Origin of the sequence: Agromyces archimandritae (genome assembly GCF_018024495.1) — a bacterium.
GTDB classification, from domain to species: Bacteria; Actinomycetota; Actinomycetes; order Actinomycetales; family Microbacteriaceae; genus Agromyces; species Agromyces archimandritae.
This window is the reverse complement of the sequence record NZ_CP071696.1, coordinates 2,938,446-2,959,345: the sequence shown is the minus strand read 5'-3', so window position 1 is coordinate 2,959,345 and position 20,900 is coordinate 2,938,446. Positions and strand designations below refer to the sequence as shown.

Annotated in this window: 17 protein-coding genes, 1 tRNA gene and 1 riboswitch; of the genes, 10 read left to right on the top strand and 8 right to left on the bottom strand. The window is 71.5% G+C overall.

Translation table 11 applies throughout. The features are described from left to right. Positions 1–4: 4 nt before the first annotated feature. Positions 5–802 carry a GNAT family N-acetyltransferase gene (locus tag G127AT_RS13580; protein ID WP_210897740.1) on the bottom strand — a complete coding sequence of 266 codons (798 nt, stop codon included), beginning with the start codon at positions 800–802 and terminating at the stop codon, positions 5–7. 178 nt (positions 803–980) lie between these two features. Beyond that, complete coding sequence (locus G127AT_RS13575) at positions 981–1,325, bottom strand: DUF2200 domain-containing protein (protein ID WP_210897738.1); 345 nt, start codon at positions 1,323–1,325, stop codon at positions 981–983. Between the two features lie 67 nt (positions 1,326–1,392). After that, a riboswitch (TPP riboswitch) is annotated at positions 1,393–1,488 on the top strand. Between G127AT_RS13575 and thiM the strand changes: the two genes are divergently transcribed. The 7 genes from thiM (at position 1,479) to G127AT_RS13540 (ending at position 8,011) form a co-directional block, all read left to right on the top strand. Further along, positions 1,479–2,390, top strand: a complete 912-nt coding sequence (gene thiM / locus G127AT_RS13570) for a hydroxyethylthiazole kinase (protein ID WP_210897736.1) — start codon at positions 1,479–1,481, stop codon at positions 2,388–2,390. Its footprint overlaps the riboswitch before it by 10 nt. Then, on the top strand, positions 2,387–4,591 hold the full coding sequence (locus tag G127AT_RS13565; RefSeq protein WP_210897734.1) for a bifunctional hydroxymethylpyrimidine kinase/phosphomethylpyrimidine kinase: 2,205 nt from the start codon (positions 2,387–2,389) through the stop codon (positions 4,589–4,591). Before thiM ends, G127AT_RS13565 begins: the two co-directional genes overlap by 4 nt. 68 nt (positions 4,592–4,659) lie before the next feature. Then, positions 4,660–6,456: a hypothetical protein gene (locus tag G127AT_RS13560; protein WP_210897732.1), complete on the top strand. Its 1,797-nt coding sequence runs from the start codon at positions 4,660–4,662 to the stop codon at positions 6,454–6,456. 284 nt (positions 6,457–6,740) lie between these two features. After that, positions 6,741–6,974 (top strand): FitA-like ribbon-helix-helix domain-containing protein, encoded by a 234-nt coding sequence (locus tag G127AT_RS13555; protein WP_210902160.1) that lies wholly within the window; start codon positions 6,741–6,743, stop codon positions 6,972–6,974. After that, the gene (locus G127AT_RS13550) at positions 6,971–7,390 is read left to right on the top strand and encodes a type II toxin-antitoxin system VapC family toxin (RefSeq protein WP_210897730.1); all 420 of its coding nucleotides are present in this window, start codon (positions 6,971–6,973) and stop codon (positions 7,388–7,390) included. Before G127AT_RS13555 ends, G127AT_RS13550 begins: the two co-directional genes overlap by 4 nt. A 151-nt stretch (positions 7,391–7,541) precedes the next feature. Next, positions 7,542–7,733 carry a hypothetical protein gene (locus G127AT_RS13545; RefSeq protein ID WP_210897728.1) on the top strand — a complete coding sequence of 64 codons (192 nt, stop codon included), beginning with the start codon at positions 7,542–7,544 and terminating at the stop codon, positions 7,731–7,733. Next, entirely contained in the window at positions 7,730–8,011 is a 282-nt protein-coding gene (locus G127AT_RS13540; protein ID WP_210897726.1) for an HAD-IA family hydrolase, read from the top strand. Before G127AT_RS13545 ends, G127AT_RS13540 begins: the two co-directional genes overlap by 4 nt. 332 nt (positions 8,012–8,343) lie before the next feature. Here the strand turns inward: G127AT_RS13540 and G127AT_RS13535 are convergent. Then, positions 8,344–8,420: transfer RNA gene (locus tag G127AT_RS13535), tRNA-Met, on the bottom strand. Positions 8,421–8,656: 236 nt separating this feature from the next. Beyond that, a protein-coding gene (locus G127AT_RS13530) for an IS3 family transposase (RefSeq protein ID WP_210897724.1) occupies positions 8,657–9,807 on the bottom strand; the annotation gives its coding sequence in 2 pieces (ribosomal slippage) (positions 8,657–9,534 and positions 9,534–9,807; 1,152 coding nt in all). Positions 9,808–9,942: 135 nt separating this feature from the next. On the opposite strand from G127AT_RS13530, the gene G127AT_RS13525 reads away from it, so the two are divergent. Then, the gene (locus G127AT_RS13525) at positions 9,943–11,649 is read left to right on the top strand and encodes a glycosyl hydrolase family 18 protein (RefSeq protein WP_210897722.1); all 1,707 of its coding nucleotides are present in this window, start codon (positions 9,943–9,945) and stop codon (positions 11,647–11,649) included. Positions 11,650–11,707: 58 nt separating this feature from the next. Here G127AT_RS13525 and G127AT_RS13520 read toward each other — a convergent pair whose 3' ends face one another. Both G127AT_RS13520 and G127AT_RS13515 read right to left on the bottom strand, forming a co-directional pair. Next, positions 11,708–14,620 carry a UPF0182 family membrane protein gene (locus tag G127AT_RS13520; RefSeq protein WP_425305862.1) on the bottom strand — a complete coding sequence of 971 codons (2,913 nt, stop codon included), beginning with the start codon at positions 14,618–14,620 and terminating at the stop codon, positions 11,708–11,710. Positions 14,621–14,708: 88 nt separating this feature from the next. Continuing rightward, on the bottom strand, positions 14,709–15,824 hold the full coding sequence (locus G127AT_RS13515; protein WP_210897720.1) for a YlbL family protein: 1,116 nt from the start codon (positions 15,822–15,824) through the stop codon (positions 14,709–14,711). 194 nt (positions 15,825–16,018) lie between these two features. On the opposite strand from G127AT_RS13515, the gene G127AT_RS13510 reads away from it, so the two are divergent. Then, positions 16,019–17,374, top strand: a complete 1,356-nt coding sequence (locus G127AT_RS13510; RefSeq protein ID WP_210902158.1) for a zinc-dependent metalloprotease — start codon at positions 16,019–16,021, stop codon at positions 17,372–17,374. Between the two features lie 68 nt (positions 17,375–17,442). Next, entirely contained in the window at positions 17,443–18,249 is an 807-nt protein-coding gene (locus G127AT_RS13505) for a hypothetical protein (protein WP_210897718.1), read from the top strand. Here G127AT_RS13505 and G127AT_RS13500 read toward each other — a convergent pair. After that, positions 18,140–19,870, bottom strand: a complete 1,731-nt coding sequence (locus G127AT_RS13500; RefSeq protein ID WP_210897716.1) for an ATP-dependent helicase — start codon at positions 19,868–19,870, stop codon at positions 18,140–18,142. The genes G127AT_RS13505 and G127AT_RS13500 overlap by 110 nt on opposite strands. After that, positions 19,867–20,835 (bottom strand): NAD(+) diphosphatase, encoded by a 969-nt coding sequence (nudC, locus tag G127AT_RS13495; RefSeq protein WP_244857595.1) that lies wholly within the window; start codon positions 20,833–20,835, stop codon positions 19,867–19,869. The genes G127AT_RS13500 and nudC overlap by 4 nt, the downstream gene beginning before the upstream one ends. Positions 20,836–20,900 lie beyond the last annotated feature (65 nt).

The window sequence follows — 20,900 nt, the reverse complement described above, 5'->3', positions numbered from 1 at the left end:
CAGCCTACGTCGCGGCGTCGAGCGGCAGGCGGTAGCTGCGCTCCTGCCCGACGGCGGTGAACCCGGCCCGGCGCAGGGTCGGCGCCGAGGTGTCGATGCGCCCCTTCACGAGCGCGAGCGCCGCCCCGTGGCGGATGCCGTAGGCCAGCCGTTCCGCGAGCAGCGCCCGGTAGACGCCGCGGCCGCGGGCCTCGGGCAGGACGCCGGCGCCCCAAAGCCGGGCGGTGTCGCCGTCGATCGTCACGCCGCCGGCGCCGACGGCTTCGTCGCCCAGCCGCGCCAGGAACCCGCCGCCGCGGCCGGCCGCGCAGCTCTCGGCGTTCTCGCGGGCCGATCGCGCATCGGCATCCGCACCCGCATCGTGCGGGGCGCTGCCGAAGGCCGCGAGATCGATGCGCCGCGCCGCACCGACGTCGGCCGCGCTCGCCACCGGACGCACCTCGGCGGGGCCGGGTTCGAGATCCGGCAGCCCCTCGCGAAGGTCGAGGCCGAGCACGTCGACGGTCTCGTCGTAGGCCGCGCCGCGGGCGAGGAGCGCCTCGTCGAGCCCCTCGGGGGCGCCGAGCTTCACCCAGGCGGTGACCGCCGTCGCGTCGGGATCGGCCTCGCGGAGCCGCGCGAGGCCCTCGTCGAGCACCGTCTCGACGGGTCGGGTCGTCGTCATGCGCTGCAACTGCCACGGCGTGCGGTACCAGGGGTAGCGGACGAAGAGGAGCTCGTCCGACTCGACGAGTTCGGCCCCGTCGGGGATCCAGATCCAGCGGTCGCCGGCGCGGGCGACGGCCTCGGGGTTCACGGGCATGCGGCGAGCGTACCGGCATCCACCGACGCGATCATGCCGGCCGCCTCGCGCCGCCGCCGCGGATCCGGAGATCGCCACGGTTTCGGATGGATACACCGGGATCGCTCCGAATCGGTGGCGATCTCCGAATCCGTGGCGGGGTGCCGCGCCGGGGCGGGCGGCCCGGCCGCCCGGCCGCTCAGCTGCGGAGGACCTTCTCCATGGCCTTGCCGCGGGCGAGCTCGTCGACGAGCTTGTCGAGATAGCGCGCCCGCTGCGTGACCGGGTCCTCGATCTCCTCGACCCGCACCCCGCAGATCACGCCGCGGATCTCGGAGGCCTTCGGGTTCAGCGTCGCGTCGGCGAAGAAACGCTCGAAGTCGCTGCCGTCGTCCAGGTGCCGCCGCAACTCGGCGTCGTCGAAGCCGGTGAGCCAGCGGATGACCTCGTCGAGCTCGGCGCGCGTGCGCCCCTTGCGCTCCACCTTCTGCACGTAGAGCGGATACACGTCCGCCACCCGCAACGCGGCGATCGATCGGCCCATGCCCGCATGGTACCGCGCGGGGCGTGGATGCGGCTGGGGATGTCGCCCGCGAACGGCTATGCTCGCACCCAGTGACACGGGGTGCCGCGACCGCGCGGCTGAGATCACACCCGTCGAACCTGATCTAGTTCGGACTAGCGAAGGGATGTCGCGATGCAGACGCACGCACCCGCCGACCCTGCCCACCTGACCGCCGCGAGCGTCGAGCTGCTCGACCGCGTGCGATCCACGACGCCGCTGGTGCACTGCATCACGAACAGCGTGGTGACGAACTTCACCGCCAACGCGCTGCTCGCGCTCGGGGCGGCGCCGGCGATGGTCGACATCAGGGAGGAGTCGGGGCTGTTCGCCGGCATCGCCGGCGGCCTGCTCGTGAACCTCGGCACACCGACCCCCGAGCAGCGGGCCGCGAGCCGCGAGGCCGTCGCCGCGGCGAACGCTGCCGGCACGCCCTGGGTGCTCGATCCGGTCGCGATCGGCGCCCTGCCGATACGCACCGCGCTCGCCCGCGACCTCGTCGCATCCCGGCCGACCGCGATCCGCGGCAACGCCTCGGAGGTCCTCGCGCTCGCCGGTGCCGGTGCCGGCGGACGGGGCGTGGATGCGGCGGACTCTACGGATGCCGCGGCCGGCGCGGCGAGCCGACTTGCCGCGGAGTTCGGCTCGGTCGTCGCCGTCTCCGGCCCGATCGACCTCATCACCGGCGGCGGGCGCTCCGCGCGAGTCGCGAACGGCGACGGACTGCTCACCCGGGTCACCGGCGGCGGATGCGCACTCGGCGCCGTGACCGCCGCATTCCTCGCGGCCGCGCGCGGCACCGAGCACGACGCATTCACGGCCACGACGGCCGCGACGCTCGTGTACACGGTCTCGGCCGAACTCGCCGCCGTCGATGAGACGGGCGCGCGCGTCGGGCCGGGAACGTTCGCCCTCCGATTCCTCGATGCGCTCGAGGCCGTCGACGGCGACGGCGTGGGTCGTCGCGCACGAGTCGCTGTCGCGTCCGGCGATGCGGGCTTCTCGGGCGAGACGGATGCCTCGGAGCCGTCGGCGGTGCGCGCATGACCCCGGGGCATCCGCTCGACCTGTCCGTCTACCTCGTGACCGATGCCGGCCTCTGCGGCGAGCGGGGCGTGGCCGACGTCGTGTCCGAGGCGGTCGCAGGCGGCGTGAGCATCGTCCAGTTGCGCGACAAGCACGCGACGTCCGAGCAGCTGCTCGTGCAGCTCGCGGAACTCGCGCGGGTGATCGACGGCCGGGCGGCGTTCGTCGTGAACGACCGGCTGGATGCGGTGCTCGCCGCACGCCGGCGCGGGATCCGCGTCGACGGAGTACACCTCGGGCAGGGCGATGCCGCCGTCCTCGAGGCGCGCGCCGCGCTCGGCCCCGATGCGATCGTCGGTCTCACGGCGAATACGCCCGCACATCTCGCGGCGGTCGCCGAGCTGCCGCCGGGCACGGTCACGTACCTCGGGGTGGGCGTCATCCGCCCGACGCCGACGAAGCTGGACCATCCGCCGGCCCTCGGCATCGACGGATTCGCCGAGATCGCCGCGGCGACCGGGCTGCCGTGCGTCGCGATCGGCGGCGTGGGCCTCGCGGATGTCGCGGAGCTGCGCCGCGCGGATGCCGCGGGCGTCGCCGTCGTGTCGGCGATCTGCGCCGCGCCCGACCCGTCCGCGGCGGCGCGAGAGTTCGCCGACGGCTGGGCCGCTGCCGCCCCCATGCCGACCGGCGGTCGAGGCCGTGCCGAACCCGTGAAGGGGATGCCGGGCGTGCCTCGGGTGCTCAGCATCGCGGGTAGCGATCCCTCGGGCGGCGCCGGCATCCAGGCCGATCTAAAGTCGATCTCCGCACTCGGCGGGTACGGCATGGCGGCGATCGCCGCGCTGACGGCGCAGAACACCCGCGGGGTTCGGAGCGTGCACGTGCCGCCGGCGGCATTCCTCGCCGAGCAGCTCGACGCGATCAGCGACGATATCGACATCGATGCGGTGAAGATCGGCATGCTCGCGAACGCCGACGTCATCGACGCGGTCGCCTCGTGGCTGCGACGCGTCCGACCGCCCGTCGTCGTGCTCGACCCCGTGATGGTCGCGACGAGCGGCGACCGCCTGCTCGACCTGGATGCCGAACGCGCGTTGCGCTCGCTGCTGCCGCTCGCCGACCTGGTCACCCCGAACATCGCCGAGCTCGCCGTGCTCGCCGAAACAGAACCCGCAACCGCCTGGACCGGAATCGTCGCACAAGCCGAGGTCGTCTCGGCCGGGTATGGCGTGCGAGTGCTCGCGAAGGGCGGTCACCTCGACGGTGCGACCGTTCCCGACGCGCTCGTCGATGCGGTGAACGCCACGATCGTCGAGTTCTCCGGCGACCGGATCGAGACGACCGCCACCCACGGCACCGGCTGCTCGCTCTCGTCGGCGATCGCCACACTGCGGATCTCGCTCGGCGGCTGGGAACCCGCAGTCGACGAGGCGCGTCGCTGGCTGAGGGAGTCACTGCGGCACGGCGAAGAACTCCACGTCGGCGGCGGGCACGGCCCGGTCCACCACTTCGCCGGCTTGTGGTCGCGGGGCGGGATCGCGACCGCGCCGACGGCCTCCGAGGTCGAGGCCGCCTGGTGGGGTGAGATCGCCGAGCTCCGCGCACGAATCGACTCCCTCCCGTTCGTCCGGGGGCTTGCCGACGGCACACTGCCGCCGGACGTATTCGAGGAGTATCTCGCGCAGGACGCCCACTACCTCCGCAGCTACTCGCGGGTGCTCGCCGAAGCCTCTCGGCTCGCCCCCGAGGCGCCCGAACAGGCATTCTGGGCAGCCTGCGCGCAGCACTGCCTCGACGGTGAGCTCGAACACCACCACGACAGGCTCGGCGACCCCGGCGTCGACCCCGTCCGGCCGAATGCGGTGAACACGGCGTACCTCGACCACCTCGTCGCCAGCGCCGCACGCGGTGGATACGCCGAGCTGATCGCCGCGGTGCTGCCCTGCTTCTGGATCTACGACGACCTCGGCCGGCGTCTCATCGCCGGTGACCTGGGTCCGGCAGCTCGCTCGCCGGAGCACCCGTACGCCGACTGGCTCGCCATGTACGGCGATCCGGCCTTCGAGATCACGACCCGGCAGGCGATCGATACCGTCATGGCCGTCGCCTCGCGCTCGACCCCCGAGGTGCGCGGACGGATGCTCCGGGCCTTCCGGAGATCGGCCGAATGCGAGCTGGCGTTCTTCGCCTTTCACGCAGCCCCGGGCTGTCGAACATGAATCCCCCACTTCGGGGGCACCGCGAACGGATCCTGTGCCGACGCGCCTGATCCCCATAGGCTGCGGGCATGTCCCGGATCCAGCGCATTGACGACGAAGCCTCGGCCGCCGCACTCGCCGGCCTCCTGAACGGCACGACGCGCACGCGTCCGACGGTCGTCGTCACGATTCCGTCCGGCCAGTCGGATCCGTGGATCGACGTCGATCGGGTCGCGAGCGAGACCGGAGACCTGGCAGACCTCTTCCTCATGCCGACGAGCTCGATCTCCTGGGGATTCTCGAATCGGATGGCCGAGGGCACGCAGGTCTACGGCGGAGCCGGACGGGTGTACCCGATCGGGCACGGGTGGACGACGGATCGCCGCACCTCGCCCCTGCGGTTCGCCTACAGCCGCGAGGACGGCGAGCGGGCGACCGAGCAGCTCATCTCGGACGCGTTCCGGATGGCGTTCGCCGCCGGGCTGCTCGAGCGCCGGCCGGCCCGCACGCTCCGTCCCGTGGAGGGCGAGGTCAAGTGGGTGGATGCACGCCGCGCCCTCGTCGACGTCGGCATGCAGATGCCGGCCACGATCGCCGAGGAGCTCACGAGCGAGGACGTGCCCATCTCCCGGCTCGTCGCACCGGGTCAACGGGTCGCCGGGCTGTACGACGCCGACACGCGCCGGATCGACGTCACGGCGAATCTGCGCCCGGCCGCCGAGGCCCTGCGCGCGTACCGGGTCGGCGACGTCGTACTCGCGAAGGTCCGGGCGGTCGGCGACGAGCGCGCCGAGCTCGTCCTCTATCCGCGCACCACGACGCCCGCCGTCGTCGCGGACGTTCGACGTGTCGATGTCACCGGCAACCCCCTCGATCGCTTGCGGATGCTCATGAGCGTCGGCGAGACCGTCGCCGTCCGGGTGATCTCGGCCGGGCCGGACTGGTCGGTCGTGATGAACGACATCGACGACGACGAGCCGATCGTCGCCGCACCGGCCCTGCTCGGCGGCGGGCCGCCCTGGCTCGCCGAAGAGTTCGACGAGGTCGAGGCAGTGGATGCCGGTGCGTCGCCGCTGCCGCCGGCGCCATCGCCGCAGAGCGCGCCGGGGCATCCGCGCCCGCCTGTCTCGCGTGCCCCGGCTCCGGCGCCCGACGCGTCCGAACCCGTCGCCGCGCCCGCGCCTGCGCCTGCCTCTGCACCCGCGCCTGCATCTGCACCCGCACCGAGGCCCAGCCCCGCGATGTTCGGCCGCGCCGTGCCGCAGCCCGCCGCCGCCCCCGCATCCGCGCCGGCCCCCGATGCGGGATCGACCCGTGACCTGCTGCTGCGGATCGACGCCCTCCGGGCCGAGCTGAAACGCGCCACGGATGAACGCGATGCCCTGGCGGACGGCGTGCGCGCGGTGGAGGACGAGCGCGACCAGCTGCGCGCGATGCTCGCGGATGCCGAGCATCGTGCGGCCGGCGCGGAGCACGATCTGCGGAACGCCCGCGCACGGCTGCGCAAGACCCGGACGGCGAAGGCGCCGAGCGCGCGCACCCCGGTGTTCGCCGACCCCGAGGAGGGGTTCCGCTACCTGGTGCTCACGAGTTGGGCGACGCGGACCCTGCCGGGCGAGCAGGCGCAGCGGCCGCTGCCGGAGTTCGTGCTCGGCGCGGGATTCCTCGACACCCTCGCCGCCCTCGAGGGCATCTCGGCCGAGAAGGTCGCCGACGTGGTGTTCGAGATCGTCACGGACCTCGCTCCGTCGATCGCCGGCCGCAAGGTGCATCACCGACGGACGGGACCCGGCGGCGACGACCCGTATCTGGCGCGGGGCGACGGCGCGGCCGCCTACCGGGCCAACCTGCAGACGAACGCGGCGAGCGCCCGGCGCATCCACTAACGGCGCCTGCCCGACGGCCGCTACGAGTTCGACACCGTCGGCGTGCACGACGCGGTCGGGGTGTGACACGCGCGGGCGCGCTCCCCCGCCGTCGGCGCCCTCCACGCCGCCGGCGCAACCGCCGTTTCGGAGATCGCCACGGTTTCGGATGGATGCGCCCGCATCGCTCCGAAACCGTGGCGATCTCCGGATCCGTGGCGGGGGCGCCGCGCCGGCCGGGGTGCGTTCATCGTGCGCCACGATCCATTTGCTATCATGTTTGATATCAACTGGAGGTGGTGACGATGGCATCCGTGATCGTCCGCGGACTCGACGAGTCGGTGAAAAGCAGGATCGCCGAGCAGGCGAAAGAGCACGGGCGGTCGATGGAGGCGGAGATCCGTCACATCCTCACCCGCGCAGCGCATCGACCCCATATCGGCATTGCGCTCATGCGAGCTGCACAGGCAGCAGGCGGCGCCGACGACCTCGAGACCCCTGATCGCACCGACACAGCTCGAGCGGCGGACTTCGAGTGATCATCCTCGACACCAACGTCATTTCCGAGGGCTTCCGCTCCCGGCCGGAGCCGTCCGTGATCGCCTGGATGGAAACCCTCGTCGACGAGGTCTCCATCACCGCGATCACCCTGGCCGAGCTCCTCGCGGGTGTACGGCGACTCCCCGAGGGGGCACGCAAGGCCGCTCTCACGGCGGGAATCGACACCGCCCTCGACGACTATCGGCAGAGCGCCGCGATCCTGGCGTTCGACGACCGGGCAGCCGAACGCTACGCGGACATCCTCACGATCCGCGAACGCGCCGGCCTGCCGATCAGCTCCGCCGACGCGCAGATCGCCGCGATCTGCCGGGTGCACGGCGCGACCCTCGCCACACGCAACACGAAGGACTTCGAGAAGACCGGCGTCGCGCTCGTGAACCCGTGGAGCGCCTGATCCACCGATGAGTGGACGCAAATGCAGGGTCCCACGACGGTGGCACCCTGCATTTACGTCCACTCAGACACCCAGTTGGATGCTGAGCTGGCCAGTGTTCCGACAGACTGGGCAAATGCGACGAGGGAATGCGAGCACAAGCATCGAGCATGTGCTGCTCGATGCTGATGGCGTGATCCAAGAGGTTCCCGGAGGTTGGAATGCGGCCATGGAGCCGTTCCTCGGTGAACGCGCTCAAGAGTTCCTCCGCCGCGTGTGGCGGGACGAACCCCCGATGCTCGCAGGGAAGGACGATTACTTCGCCCTGCTCGAGAAGCTGCTGCCCGAATACGGTGTGGTATGAGATCCCGTCTGGGATACGACGAGCTCTTCGATGTGCAGTGCTACCCGTGTGAACTCGGCATCGCAAAACCCGATCCCGCATTCTTCCGAGAGGCCGCACGGCTCATCGATGCACCCGCCGAACGCGTGCTCTTCATCGACGACAATCCTCGCAACATCGATGGGGCCCGGGCTGCCGGAATGCACACCGAGACATGGGCGCTCGGCGACGATCCGAAAGCGCTGAGATCTCTGATCGAAGCGCACGGCGTCGCGCTGCACCCGTACGCACGGCACTGACGGATCGGGGCGGGAGCGCAGATGAGGAGTCCGGTCCGCTGAACCGCTCGCTCAGCTCTCGGGATGGGCCGCCGCACGCAGACTGGTGGAGGTGTCGGCTCGTCGCTACGGTCGGGGCAACCGCCGTTTCGGAGATCGCCACGGTTCCGGATGGATGCACCCGGATCGCTCCGAAACGGTGGCGATCTCCGGATCCGTGGCGGGGTGCCGCGCCGGACAGGGCGCGGCCGGCCGGGATGCGCGGCCGGCTGGGATGCGGCAGGCGGATGGGAGTGCGGCGCGGCGGGGATGCGAAAACGCCCGGCCTCCGAGGAGACCGGGCGTTTCGTGTTTGGTTGCGGGGGCAGGATTTGAACCTACGACCTCTGGGTTATGAGCCCAGCGAGCTACCGAACTGCTCCACCCCGCGGCACGTTCAGCTACATTACCAGCCGTTTCGACGCGCGTCCAATCGAGCAACCCTCGGCATTCGGAGCGGTGCTGCCGGGGCGCCTGGATGAGCCCACGTCGCGCATGCTGCACAGGCCGGGTGCACGGATTGTGCATGAGGGCACAGCGATCCCGGCATCCGTCGCGGCATCCCCAGTTTTTGTTAGGACTCTTTCATTGCCTGCCGCCGACTGGCTAGCTGGGCCGCCCCCGTCGTTAGGTCCGGACGGTGTGTGGGTTGTCGGGTTCGATTTGATGGGTGCATTGCCGAGCGTAGTCGACGGGTGCGAGGTACCCGAGCGATGAGTGCCGGCGGTCGTGGTTGTACTCGGTCTTCCAGTCGCCGATGATGACCTGGGCGTGCAGCAGCGAGTAGAAGCTGTTGATGTTCAGGCACTCGTCGCGGATCCGGCTGTTGAACGACTCGACGTAGCCGTTGCGCCAGGGCGACCCGGGCGGGATGTACGACAGGCCGGTGCGGGTGCCGGCCCAGTCGGCCATCGCCTCGCTGATGAACTCGGGCCCGTTGTCCGATCTGAGCACCGCGGGAGCGCCGCGGACGGCGACGAGGTCCTCGAGGTGGGTGGTAAGTCGGTCGGCGGTGATCGAGCGTTCCACGAGGCCGCCGATGCATTCCCGAGTGTGTTCGTCGACGATCGAGCAGATCTTGATCGTCCGGCCCTGCTCGTCGGCGTCGAACTGGAAGTCGACCGCCCACACCACGTTCGGTGCAGACGCGGCCGGCGCGTCCGCGGTCGATGACCCGACCCGTTTCCGGCGGCGCCGCTGCGGGACCCGCAGCCCTTCTTCGGCCCAGAGTCGTTGGATCTTCTTGTGGTTGACCGTCCAGCCCTCGGCGCGGGCGTCGTGGTACGCCCGCCGGTACCCCCACCTGGGGTGGACCTTCGCGTACTGGCGGAGCCAGTCCCGCAGCGCCCGGTCCGGGTCCGCGGTCGTGTCGCCCCTGAGTGGGCGGCGGTACGCGGAGCGGCTCAGCCCGGCCAGACGGCACGCCATCCGCTCGCTCACCTGCAGCTTCCTGATCAGGTGAGCGACGGCGGCGCGGCGCCTGCCCGGGCCTAGAAGTTTCCCTCAGCCAGCTCCTTGAGCGCGGCCTTCTCCAGCTCGGCTTCGGCAAGCAACCGCTTCAACGTGGCGTTCTGCTTCTCGAGTTCCTTGAGCCGTTTCGCGTCGTCGTCGGCCTTCAGGCCGCCGTACTGGTTCCGCCACCGGTAGTAGGTCTGCTCGGACACGCCGAGCTCCCGACACACCGCGGCGACATCCGCGCCGTCAGCGAGTATCCGGTCGGCCTGCCCGAGCTTGCGGACGACCTGCTCCGGGGTGTGCCGCTTCCTGCTGTTCGTCATGATAAGACCAGTCTCTCTGCCCGCAACCGCGGGCAACAGGACGACTCTCACAACGACCGGACCTACACAATGGGGTCAGCCCATAGCCTCCTCGCAAGCGCGCCGCGACCGGCGGCGCCGATCGAAGAGGATCACATGACCGCAACGAGACCCCGCGGGCGCCTCGCGCTCGCCCTGACCGCGGCCGGCCTCACCGCCGCCGGCTGCCTCACGGTCGCACCCGCCCATGCGAGCCCTGCCGATGCGAGCCCCGCGGCGGCCCATGCGAGCCCCGCATCGGCCGCCGACCCCGACGGCATCAACGGCTACCGCGCCGTCGGCTACGTCATGGCCGACTCCCCCGTCACCCGCGACGTGCAGATCGCCGACCTCGCCGCATCCGGCGCGATCGACGACCTCACGCATCTGAACTACGCGTTCGGCAACGTCACCGCGGACCTCCGCTGCGACATCCTCGACGAGCCGGGCGAAGGCGACGCCGAGAACGACTTCCTGCGCCTCGTCTCGGCGGCGGATTCCGTCGACGGCGTCGCCGACACCGCCGATCAGGCCCTCGCCGGCAACTTCAACCAGCTCCGCAAGCTGAAGGCCGAGCATCCCGACCTCAAGATCCTCATCTCCCTCGGCGGCTGGACCTGGTCCGACCACTTCTCCGAGGCCGCGGCGACCCCCGAACGCCGCACGGCGCTCATCGACAGCTGCATCGGCCTCTACCTCGACGGCGACCTGCCCGTCATCGACGGCCGCGGCGGGCCCGGAGCCGCCGCCGGCATTTTCGACGGCATCGACATCGACTGGGAGTGGCCCGTCACCGGCGGTGAGACGCCGAACGCCGACCCGGCCGACAAAGAGAACTTCCTCGCCCTCATGGAGGAGTTCCGCACCCGCCTCGACGCCCGCGGCGACGAAGACGGGCGCGACTACCTGCTGACCGCCTTCGCTCCCGCCGGCGGCTGGAACGCCGGTGAGGGCGGCTGGCTCGACCCGCGCCTGTTCGCCGCCGTCGACTACCTGAACGTGCAGGGCTACGACTTCCACGGCGGCTGGGTGCCGAACCAGACCGGCCACCAGGGCAATCTGCACCCCGACGGCACGAACAACTGGGGCCTCGGCCTCGACGGGGCCATGGGCATGTATGTGGATGCCGGGGCCCGCCCCGATCAGCTGAACGCCGGCCTGGCCGCATACGGCCACGGCTGGTACGGCGTCGAGAACACCGAGGAGGCGTGGCAGCCGGCCGCCGGCTACATCGGCACGAAGACCTACGCCGAACTCCACGGAACCGGCACCGCGCATTTCGACCCCGAGATCGGCGCCTCGTGGCTCGTCGACGGCGACGAATGGTGGAGCTACGACGACCCCGCCTCGGTCACGGCGAAGGCCGAATGGCTCGCCGAGCAGGGCTACGGCGGTGCCATGTGGTGGGATCTCTCCGGCGACTTCCGCGGCGAGCTCGGCGCGAGCCTGGCCGACACGCTTCGCGCGGCGACGCCCGGGCCCGCAGTGGATGCCGCATGCGCCGCCCCCTGGTACGGCACCGGCGTCTACGACACCGGCGACGTCGTCTCCCACGACGGCGTCGAATACCGCGCCTCGTGGTGGACGCGCGCCCAGCAGCCCGGCGGGGCGAACGGACCCTGGAGCGAGATCGGCCCCTGCGGTACCGCCGGCGCACCCGAGCCGGCCGTCTGCGCCGCCGCATGGGACGCGAACCGCGTCTACACCGGCGGCGATCGAGTGAGCCGCGCCGGCGTCCTCTACACGGCGCAGTGGTGGACGACGGGCGAACGCCCCGGATCCGTCGCCTGGGGTTCGTGGAAGCCGCTCGCGCCCTGCGCCTGACCTCCACGCGGAACGGCCGGTACCCATCGGGCACCGGCCGTTCCCGCGCGTTCGGGAGTTACTCGCCCGTCAGCTCGATGAGCTCGGCGACGATCTCGGCGAGCCGGGCGTCGGCCTCGCCGTAGGCGGCGAAGTCGCCCTCGGCGAGCGCGGCCTGCTTGTCGTCGATCGCGGCCTTGGCCTCGTCGAGGAGCTTGGCGACCTGTGTGTCGACGTCGCCGGCCGGCGGTGCGGTTTCGCCGCCGTCGCCCTCGCCGTCACCGGGCTGCTCGGGCTCCGTGCCGGGCTCGACCGGCTCGACCTCGCCGTCACCCGCCGACGCGCCCGAGTCGCCGCCGAAGAGCACGTCCAGGGCCGTGTCGAGGGTGTTCTCGAACGCGATGTCTTCGCCGAAGGCGACGAGCACCTTCTGCAACAGCGGGTAGCTCGTGCCACCCGAGGATTGCACGTAGACGGGCTGCACATACAGCAGGCCGCCGCCGACGGGCACGGTCAGCAGGTTGCCGTTCAGCACCTTCGACTGGCCCTGCTGCAGGATGTTCAGCTCGCGGCCGACGGTCGGGTCGGAGTCGAAGGTGTTCTGCACCTGGCCGGGGCCGGGCACATTGTCTTCCTCGGGCAGGGTGAGCAGCCTCAGCTTGCCGTACGTGTCGGCGCGCTTGCCCGCCTCGGAGCCGGCATCCGAATCGACGGCGAGGTAGCCTCGCAGCACGTTCCGGCTCTCGCCGCCCTTCGTCTCGGGGATGAAGGTCGAGTACAGCGAGTACGAGGGCGCATCCTGGCCCGGCATCTGCATGGTCAGGTAGTACGGCGGCTGCAGCCTGGCCTCGTTCGTGCCGGCCGTCGGGTCGTTCGGCGTCGTCCAGGCGTCCTCGCGCGAATAGAACGCCGCCGGGTCCTCGATGTGGTAGCGGCCGAGCACGGCGCGCTGCATCTTGAAGAGGTCCTCCGGGTAGCGCACGTGCGCCATCAGCTCGCCCGACATCTCGCTCATCGGGTGGATGGAGGCGGGGAAGATCTTCTGCCAGGTCTGGATGAGCGGATCCTCCGCGTCCCACGCGTAGAGGGTCACCGTGCCGTCGTAGGCGTCGACGGTGGCCTTCACCGAGTTGCGGATGTAGTTGACGTCGTCGAAGGCGATCGGCGGGGTCTGCCCCTGCGCATCGGCGATCGTCTCGCTCATCGACTGCTTCTTCGAATACGGGTGCTGGTCGGTCGTCGTGTAGCCGTCGACGACCCACACGATCCGGCCGTCGACGACGGTCGGGTAGGTGTCGGAGTCGAGCGTCAGGTACGGGGCGACCTTGTTGACGCGCTGGATGGGGTCGCGGTCGTAGAGGATCTGCGAATCGTCGTTCACGGCGTCGGAGAAGATGATCTGCTCCGACTGGAACTTCAGGGCGTAGACGAGCTTCTTGAACGCGTTGTCGAGCGCGGGCCCGCCGTCGCCGGCGAAGGTGGTCTGCTTCTGGCTCTGATCGTCTCCCGAGCCCGGGTAGTCGAGTTCGACGGGCTTGGCGTCCTTCGGGGCGCCGACGATCGAGTAGTCGGGCGAGGACTCGCCGAAGTAGACGCGCGGTTCGAAGTCGCCGAGCGAGCCGGTCGAGGGGATGCCGGACTGCAGGAACACGGGCTGCCCGTCGGCCGAGCGCTGGTTGCCGGCGGCTGCGACGAGGCCGTAGCCGTGGGTGTAGACGATGTGCGAGTTGTACCAGCTCGCCGCGTCGCCGAGGCCGGAGAGGTCGAGGTCGCGCACGGCGACGATCGCGTCCTGCGAGGACCCGTCGATTTCGTAGCGGTCGACGTCGAGGTCGCTCGGGAAGCCGTAGTACTGGCGGAACTGCTCGAGCTGGCGGTAGGCGGGCGCGATGACGGCCGGGTCCATGAGGCGGATGGATGCCGTGGTCTCGGCGTCGGCGCGGAGGGCGCCCGGTTCGGCGTTCGTCGTGGCCTCGTAGGGGATCTCCTCGAGGTCCGCGACGCCGTAGGCGTCGCGGGTCATGTCGATGTTGCGTTCGATATAGGGCGCCTCGAGCGACCGGGCCGAGGGGTCGACGGTGAAGCGCTGGACGATCCACGGGTACAGCGAGCCGATGATGAGGCTCGAGATGATGAGCAGGGCGGTGCCGATGAGGGGCAGACGCCAGCGGCCGATGATCGCGGTCACGATGAAGAGGATCGCGACGACCGCGGCGATGGCGGCGAGGATGGTGCGACCCGGGATGGTCGCGTGCACGTCGGTGTACGAGGCACCCGTGATGAGGCCTTCGGAGTCGGTGAGCGTCGCGTACTGGTCGAGCCAGATGCTCGCGGCCTGCAGCAGCAGGTAGAGGCCGGCGGTGACGGCGATCTGGATGCGCGCGGCCTTGGCGATGACGACCTCGCGCCCCGAGATGCGGATCGCGCCGTAGAGGTAGTTCGTGGCGATCACGAGCAGGCCGGAGAGCAGTACGACGGCCGAGGCGAAGCCGACGATCGAGCGCAGCATCGGCAGGTCGAAGACGTAGAAGGAGACGTCGAAGCCGAACTGCGGGTCGGTCTGGCCGAACTCGGTGCGGTTCAGCCACATGAGCGGCATTTCCCAGCGTGTGGATGCCGAGACGCCGCCGAAGATGCCGAGCACGACGGGAATGCCGTACATCGCCAGGCGCCGCAGCGGCTCGAAGACCTCCTGGTACCGGTCGAGCTGCGAGTTCAGCTTCGCGTAGACCGGCCGGGTGCGGTAGGCGATCTGGATCGACCCCCACACCGGGATCGCCATCGCGACGAAGCCGATGAGGAAGAGCACGACGCGGGCGGCCCACTGCGTGGTCAGCACGTTGAGGAATCCGAGTTGGTCGTACCAGAGCACGTCGGTGTAGAGGCCCGCGAACAAGAAGAAGGCCACCACCAATACGGCCACCACGGCGATCGTGATGGCGATCGGCGCCCTGCGTCGATTCGGTCGGGGATCTTGCGTCTGTGCGGTCACGTCGGGCCTTCGCGGTTCGTTCGAACGGATCGGTATCCCATCCTAGGCGTCTTCGGCCGGGAGCCCGCCGACTGCGGCGGTTCGGCGCTCAGGAGGCCGGGCAGGACGGAAGGCCGGAGGCCTCGCCGGTGCGCGCGACGGTCTCCACGGCCGTCAGGGCGTCTTCGAGGGTTTCCACGGAGACGACGGTCAGCTCGTCGGGGATGTTTCCGGCAACCTCGTCGCAGTTGGCGGCCGGGGCCAGGAACCAGTGCGAACCGGCATCCACCGCACCGTGCATCTTCTGGCGGATGCCGCCGATCGGCCCCACCCTGCCCGCGGAATCGATCGTGCCGGTGCCCGACCACGACTCGCCGCCGGTGAGCGAACCCGGGGTGAGCGTGTCGATGATGCCGAGGGCGAACATCATGCCCGCGCTCGGCCCGCCGACGTCGTCGAGCTGGATCGTGACGTCGATCGGGAAGTCGTATTCCATCCGCACGCCGACGCCGAGGAGCACCTGGCCGCCGCGCTCGACCGGCGTCACCTCGGCGTTCAGCCGCTCGCCGTCGCGCTCGACCGTGAGCTCGACGGGCGTGCCGGCGCCCGAGGCGGCGACCCGTTCGCGGAGGGTCCCGGTGTCGTGCACCTCCTCGCCCTCGACGGCGACGATGACGTCGCCTTCCTCGAGGACGCCCTCGGCCGGCGAGTCCTCCAGGAGCCCGGCGATCGTCACCTCCCGGGGGAAGTCGTAGCCGAGCTCGACGAGGGCCGCGGCGATCGCATCCTGCTGCGAGTCCACCATGGCCGCCTGGTTCTGCGCATCGCGGTCCTCGGGCGTGACGTCCGGCGGATAGACGGCCTCGATCGGCAGCACCGTACGGGTCGGATCGAGCCAGGCCAGGCCGAGCTCGAACCAGTTCGGCGTCTGACCGGGCCGGCCCACCACCGAGACGGTCAGCAGATTCAGTTCGCCGTCATCGGGATGCATGTCGGCGTCCGCGACCTCGATGAGCGGGATCTCGTCGCCGTCGGCGTTCTCGGCCGAACCGAGCGTGTTGTACACCGGGCCCGGCTGTTCGATGACATACGGCGCCGGGATGATCGCGAACAGTCCGACGACGAGCATCGCGGCGATGAGGAGGAACCATCCCGCGCTGCGGCGGCGCTCGGCCCGCATCTCCGGCTCGCCCGAGGTCGGGCCGTCGTCGGAGAAGAGTGCCATGGGAGCCTCCCGGCGGTGCGTCGGATCGGGCCTGTTCGCGGCAGGCGGACACCCGAACACCTCTTCCGAGGCGATCGGCGGCCCGCAGGACAGCGGGCTCGATTAGCGTAGATCACAACGAGCGAGAGGTGGCTGACGTGTCCGATCGGAACGACCAGCCGGGCGACGAGAACCCCGAAGACGAGTTCCGCGACATGCTGCGCGAGCTCCTCTCCGGCCAGGGCGGCATCGACCCGTCGAAACTGGCCGGCGCCGCGGGCCTGCCCGGCGACCCGGCGAGCCTCGCCGCCATCTTCCAGCAACTGCAGGGCGCCATGAACCGCGCCGACGACGGCATCGACTGGTCGATCGCCCTCAAGCAGGGCGAAGAGCGGGCCCAGGCCGGCCAGCGGCAGATCGGCGAGGCCGAACGCGCCGAATACGACCGCGCCTTCACCCTCGCCGCGCTCTGGCTCGACGAGGCCGTCGACGTCAGCTCGCTGCCCGGCACCCCGGAGCTGCTCACCCGCCGCGCCTGGGTCGCCCAGACCATGCCGATCTGGTCGCAGCTGGCCGAGCCCGTCGCCCTCTCGATCTCCGACTCGCTGACCCGGGTCATGAGCGAGCAGGCGCCCGAGGAGCTCCGCGGCATGATCCAAGGCGCGAGCCGCATGATGCGCGCCGTCGGCGGCACGCTCTTCGCCATGCAGCTCGGCCAGGTCGTCGGCCAGCTTTCGGCCGAGGTCGTCTCGGGCGGCGACATCGGCATCCCGCTGCTGCCCGACGGGCGCGCCGCGATCCTGCCGCAGAACGCCGCCGAGTTCGGCGACGGCCTCGACATCGCCGCCTCCGAGGTCGGCCTCTACCTCGCCGTCCGCGAGCTCGCCCACGCCCGCCTGTTCCGCCACGCCCGCTGGCTGCGCCTGCACCTCATCTCCTCCATCACCGAGTTCGCCCGCGGCATCTCGGTCGACACCGCTCGCCTCGAAGAGCTCGCCGAGGATTTCGACCCGTCGAACCCCGAAACCCTCCGCGAGGCCGTCGTCTCCGGCACCCTCATCCGCCCGAAGAACGCCGGTCAGCAGGCCGCGCTCGCCCGCCTCGAGACGATGCTCGCCCTCGTCGAGGGCTGGGTCGACGTCGCGACCGCGCAGGCGACCGAGCGGCTCCCGCGAAGCGGTGCGATCGCCGAGACGATCCGTCGCCGCCGTGCCTCCGGCGGCCCCGCCGAGTCCGCCTTCGCGACCCTCGTCGGCCTCGAACTGCGGCCCCGCCGCCTCCGTGAGGCCGCCGAACTCTGGCGACGGATCACCGACGCCGTCGGCAAAGAGGGGCGCGACGCCCTCTGGGCCCACCCCGACCTCCTGCCGACCGGCGAGGACCTCGACGACCCGGCCGGGTTCGTCGCGCGGGTCTCGGGGGCGGATGCCGAGACGAACTCCGCCGACGAATCCTTCGACCAGGCCCTCGAAGCCCTGCTGCGCGGTGAGACGGCCCCCCTCGGCGACGAGGATCTGCCCCCGCGCGAACGCCCGGACGACGACGAATCCGCCGGCGGCCCCGCCCGCTGACCGCCGGGCGGTCGGCGCCTGTGGACAACCGCAGACGCCCTCCGCGGGCCGCTGGCATGCTCTCGTGCATGACCCCGCGCATCGATCCGCACCTGCCCATCGTCTGGCGCTCCGCCGCCGAGCTCCAGTTCGGCGGGGCCGTGGCACGGCTCGTGATCGAACCCGATGACGTCGAGCTCCAGCTCGTCCAGCTGCTGCGCCACGGGGCGAATCGATCCACCCTCCGCACCGTCGCGACCGGGCTCGGCGGCGACGACCTCACCGCGGACCGCCTCCTCACCCGGCTGACCGGCGTGCTCGAGGTCGAGCCGGTCCGGCACGCCGTCGCCATCGACGGCGGCGGGCCGGTCGCCGACCGCATCATCGCCCTCCTCGACGAGCGGCGGATGCGCCTCGTCGACCCCCGCGACCCGGCCGCCCGTCTCGTCTTCATCGTCTCGGACTGGACGCCGCAGGCGGCCACCGCGGCCGCCTACGAACGGCGCGACCTCCCCCACCTGCCGATCGTCGCCGACGACGCCGGAGCGGTCGTCGGCCCCCTCGTCGTCCCCGGCCGCACACCGTGCCTCGCCTGTGCGAACCTCGACCGCCGCCGCGAGGACCCGACCTGGCCGGCGGTCGCGATGCAGCTGATCCACCGCCCCGCGGAGCTCGGCGGCCTCGTCGCCGCCGACGCCGTCGTCCGCGCGCTCCGGATCGCCGAACGCCACCTCGACGGCGGCGACCCGGCCCCCTCCGTGACGCGGATCGCCGTCGACGGCGAGATCACCGAGCGCGCGCTGGCGTTCCAGCCGGAATGCGGCTGCCGGCTTCTCGGAGGAAACGCGACGGCTCCCGGTCCGCACGCGACTGCGGGCTCCGCTTGGCCCAGCTGAGCTCCAGCCGGCGCCTGGCGCGCGTCACGCCGACGTAGAAGAGCCGACGCTCCTCGTCGATCGACTCCTCGCGCCGGGCGTACGAGATCGGCAGCAGCCCCTCGGCGAGGCCGATGAGGAAGACCGCATCCCATTCCAGGCCCTTCGCCGAATGCACCGTCGCGATGGTGACCGCCTCGACCGTCGGCTCGTGATGGGCGTCGGCCCGCGCGCTCAGCTGGTCGGCGAACTGCCTGAAGGTCGTGCCGGCCGGCATCCCGTCCACGAGCGCCGCGATCGTGTTCAACGACTCCCAGCGTGCCCGCACCGCACCCGGTCCCGTCGGCGGCTCCACCGACCAGCCGAGCGAACGCAGCACGTCCGACACCGATTTGAACAACGGCTCGTCGCTGATCGTGAGCGCAGCCGCCCGCAGCGCACGCACGGCCTCGCGCACCTCCGGCAGGTCGAAGAAGCGCGCGCCGCCGCGCACCCGGTGACTCACCCCGGCCTCCCCGAGCGCCTGCTCGACGACCGCCGACTGCGAGTTCACGCGCGTGAGCACCGCGATGCCGGAGGCGGCCGCGCCGTCGTCGATGAGCGAGCGGATGCGCGCGGCCACGTGCCGCGCCTCGGCCAGGTCGTCGTCGGCGACGTGGATCGGCGGCGCCTCGAGGACGGGATGCGCCGCGGCATCCGCCCCCACCCCCGAACGCAACTGCAGGGCGCCCGCACGGCCGGCCATGATGCGGTTCGCGTAGCCGATGATGGGCGGGGCCGAGCGGTAGTTGCGGACGAGCCGCACGAGCGTCGCATCGTGCCAGCGCCGCTCGAATCCGAGCAGATATCCGGCATCCGCACCCGCGAATGAGTAGATCGTCTGGCTCGCGTCGCCGACGACGCACACCTCGCTGCGGTCGTCGAGCCACAGCTCGAGCAGCTGCTGCTGCAGGGGCGAGACGTCCTGATACTCGTCGACGACGAAATGCCGGTACTGCTCGCGCACATGCATCGCCACGGCCGGCTCCTGGGCGATCATGCCGGCGGTGGCCAGCAGCACGTCCTCGAAGTCGAGCGCGCGCCGCTCGTCCTTCAGGGTCTCGTAGGCGGCCTGCAGCTCGAGGACCTGCTCGAGCGAGAGCCGCCCGACGGGCCCGCGCGCCTCGAAGGCGGATGCGTACTGCTCGACCGAGCGACCGGTGACCTTCCGCCATTCGATCTCGCCGGCGACGTCGCGCAGGGTCGCCGTGTCGACGGCGAGGCCGATGCGCTGCGCCGCCTGCGCCAGCACCCGCGCCTTGCCCTCGAGGATGCGCGGGGCGGGGCCGCCGGCCAGCTGCGGCCAGAAGTGGTTCAGCTGGGCGAGGGCCGCCGAGTGGAAGGTGCGCGCCGGCACGCCGCCGGCGCCGAGCGCGTGCAGGCGTGCGCGCAGTTCGTTCGCCGCGCGACTCGTGAAGGTGAGGGCCATGACGCGCTTGGGGTCGTACGCGCCGGTGCGCACGCCGTAGGCGATGCGGTGCGTGATCGCACGCGTCTTGCCCGTGCCGGCGCCGGCGAGCACGCACACCGGGCCGTGCAGGGCCTCGGCGACCACGCGCTGCTCCTCGTCGAGGGCCTCCAGGAGCGCCTCGGGCTCGCTCACTCCCCAGCCCCCGGTGCGTCGGGGATCGGCCCGCCGAACCAGCGCTCGAGCATCCACCGCGCGATCGAGGTGCCGTCCGGCAGCGTGACCTCGCCGACGGTCGAGGCCAGCTCGGCGCGCGAGAACCAGCGCAGCGACAGGATCTCCTCGCCGTCGGGGCGGGCGAGCGCGGCATCCGCCCCGGCCGGGACGCGCGCCGTGAACCCGAGCATCAGGGACGCCGGGAACGGCCACGGCTGCGATGCGACATAGGCGATGCGGTCGACGCCGATGCCGGCCTCCTCGCGGATCTCGCGCGCGACGGCCGACTCGAGGCTCTCGCCCGGCTCGACGAAGCCCGCGAGCAGCGAATACCGGTTCGGCTCCCACATGGCGTTCGAACCGAGCAGCACGCGATCCTCGTCGTCGGTGACGAGCGTGATGATCGCCGGATCGGTGCGCGGGAACACGAGGGCATCCTCAGCGGGGCAGCGGCGCGCCCAACCGCGCTGCACCGGCTCGGTCGGCGCCCCGCAGCGCGGACAGCTGGCGTGCGAACGGTGCCAATTCGCCAGCCCCAGCGCCTCGACCGCGAAGGCGAGCTCGACCTCCGGCAGCTCGGCCCCGCGCACCCCGACCCAGCGGGCCGGCTCGGGCTCGATCCGCCGCGCCGCCTCATCGCCGAACACGCCGAGTTCGAGCGGCTCGCCGCCCGGCAGCCGGCCGAGGTAGACCCGCAGCTCCGGATCCGGCAGCGCGGACGGATGCCTGAGTTCGAGCTCGGGCCCCCGACCGCCGACGCGCATCGCCTGGAGCACACGGCCAGCGTGCATCGCGAGGACCCGCGCGTCCGCACGAGACGCGAAGGCCTCGCCGGCCTCCTCGGTGCGCGCCTCCGCGTCGCGGTCGGCCGGGGTGCGCGCGAGCGGCGGATGCGGGGCGGGCGGCGTCGCGCCGCCGGGTGCATCCTCAGCGGGCTCGGGCACGAACACCTCCGGAACGACGGGTGTCGGAGTCGGCCGGCCAGGCGTGGCGGTCGGCCGCTCCGCGG

Excerpts from the sequence above, each read along its gene's own strand:
- G127AT_RS13580 (WP_210897740.1), bottom strand. The coding sequence starts at position 802 with ATGCCCGTGAACCCCGAGGCCGTCGCCCGCGCCGGCGACCGCTGGATC.
- G127AT_RS13575 (WP_210897738.1), bottom strand. The coding sequence starts at position 1,325 with ATGGGCCGATCGATCGCCGCGTTGCGGGTGGCGGACGTGTATCCGCTC.
- thiM (WP_210897736.1), top strand. The coding sequence starts at position 1,479 with ATGCAGACGCACGCACCCGCCGACCCTGCCCACCTGACCGCCGCGAGC.
- G127AT_RS13565 (WP_210897734.1), top strand. The coding sequence starts at position 2,387 with ATGACCCCGGGGCATCCGCTCGACCTGTCCGTCTACCTCGTGACCGAT.
- G127AT_RS13560 (WP_210897732.1), top strand. The coding sequence starts at position 4,660 with ATGTCCCGGATCCAGCGCATTGACGACGAAGCCTCGGCCGCCGCACTC.
- G127AT_RS13555 (WP_210902160.1), top strand. The coding sequence starts at position 6,741 with ATGGCATCCGTGATCGTCCGCGGACTCGACGAGTCGGTGAAAAGCAGG.
- G127AT_RS13540 (WP_210897726.1), top strand. The coding sequence starts at position 7,730 with ATGAGATCCCGTCTGGGATACGACGAGCTCTTCGATGTGCAGTGCTAC.
- G127AT_RS13525 (WP_210897722.1), top strand. The coding sequence starts at position 9,943 with ATGACCGCAACGAGACCCCGCGGGCGCCTCGCGCTCGCCCTGACCGCG.
- G127AT_RS13515 (WP_210897720.1), bottom strand. The coding sequence starts at position 15,824 with ATGGCACTCTTCTCCGACGACGGCCCGACCTCGGGCGAGCCGGAGATG.
- G127AT_RS13510 (WP_210902158.1), top strand. The coding sequence starts at position 16,019 with ATGCTGCGCGAGCTCCTCTCCGGCCAGGGCGGCATCGACCCGTCGAAA.
- G127AT_RS13505 (WP_210897718.1), top strand. The coding sequence starts at position 17,443 with ATGACCCCGCGCATCGATCCGCACCTGCCCATCGTCTGGCGCTCCGCC.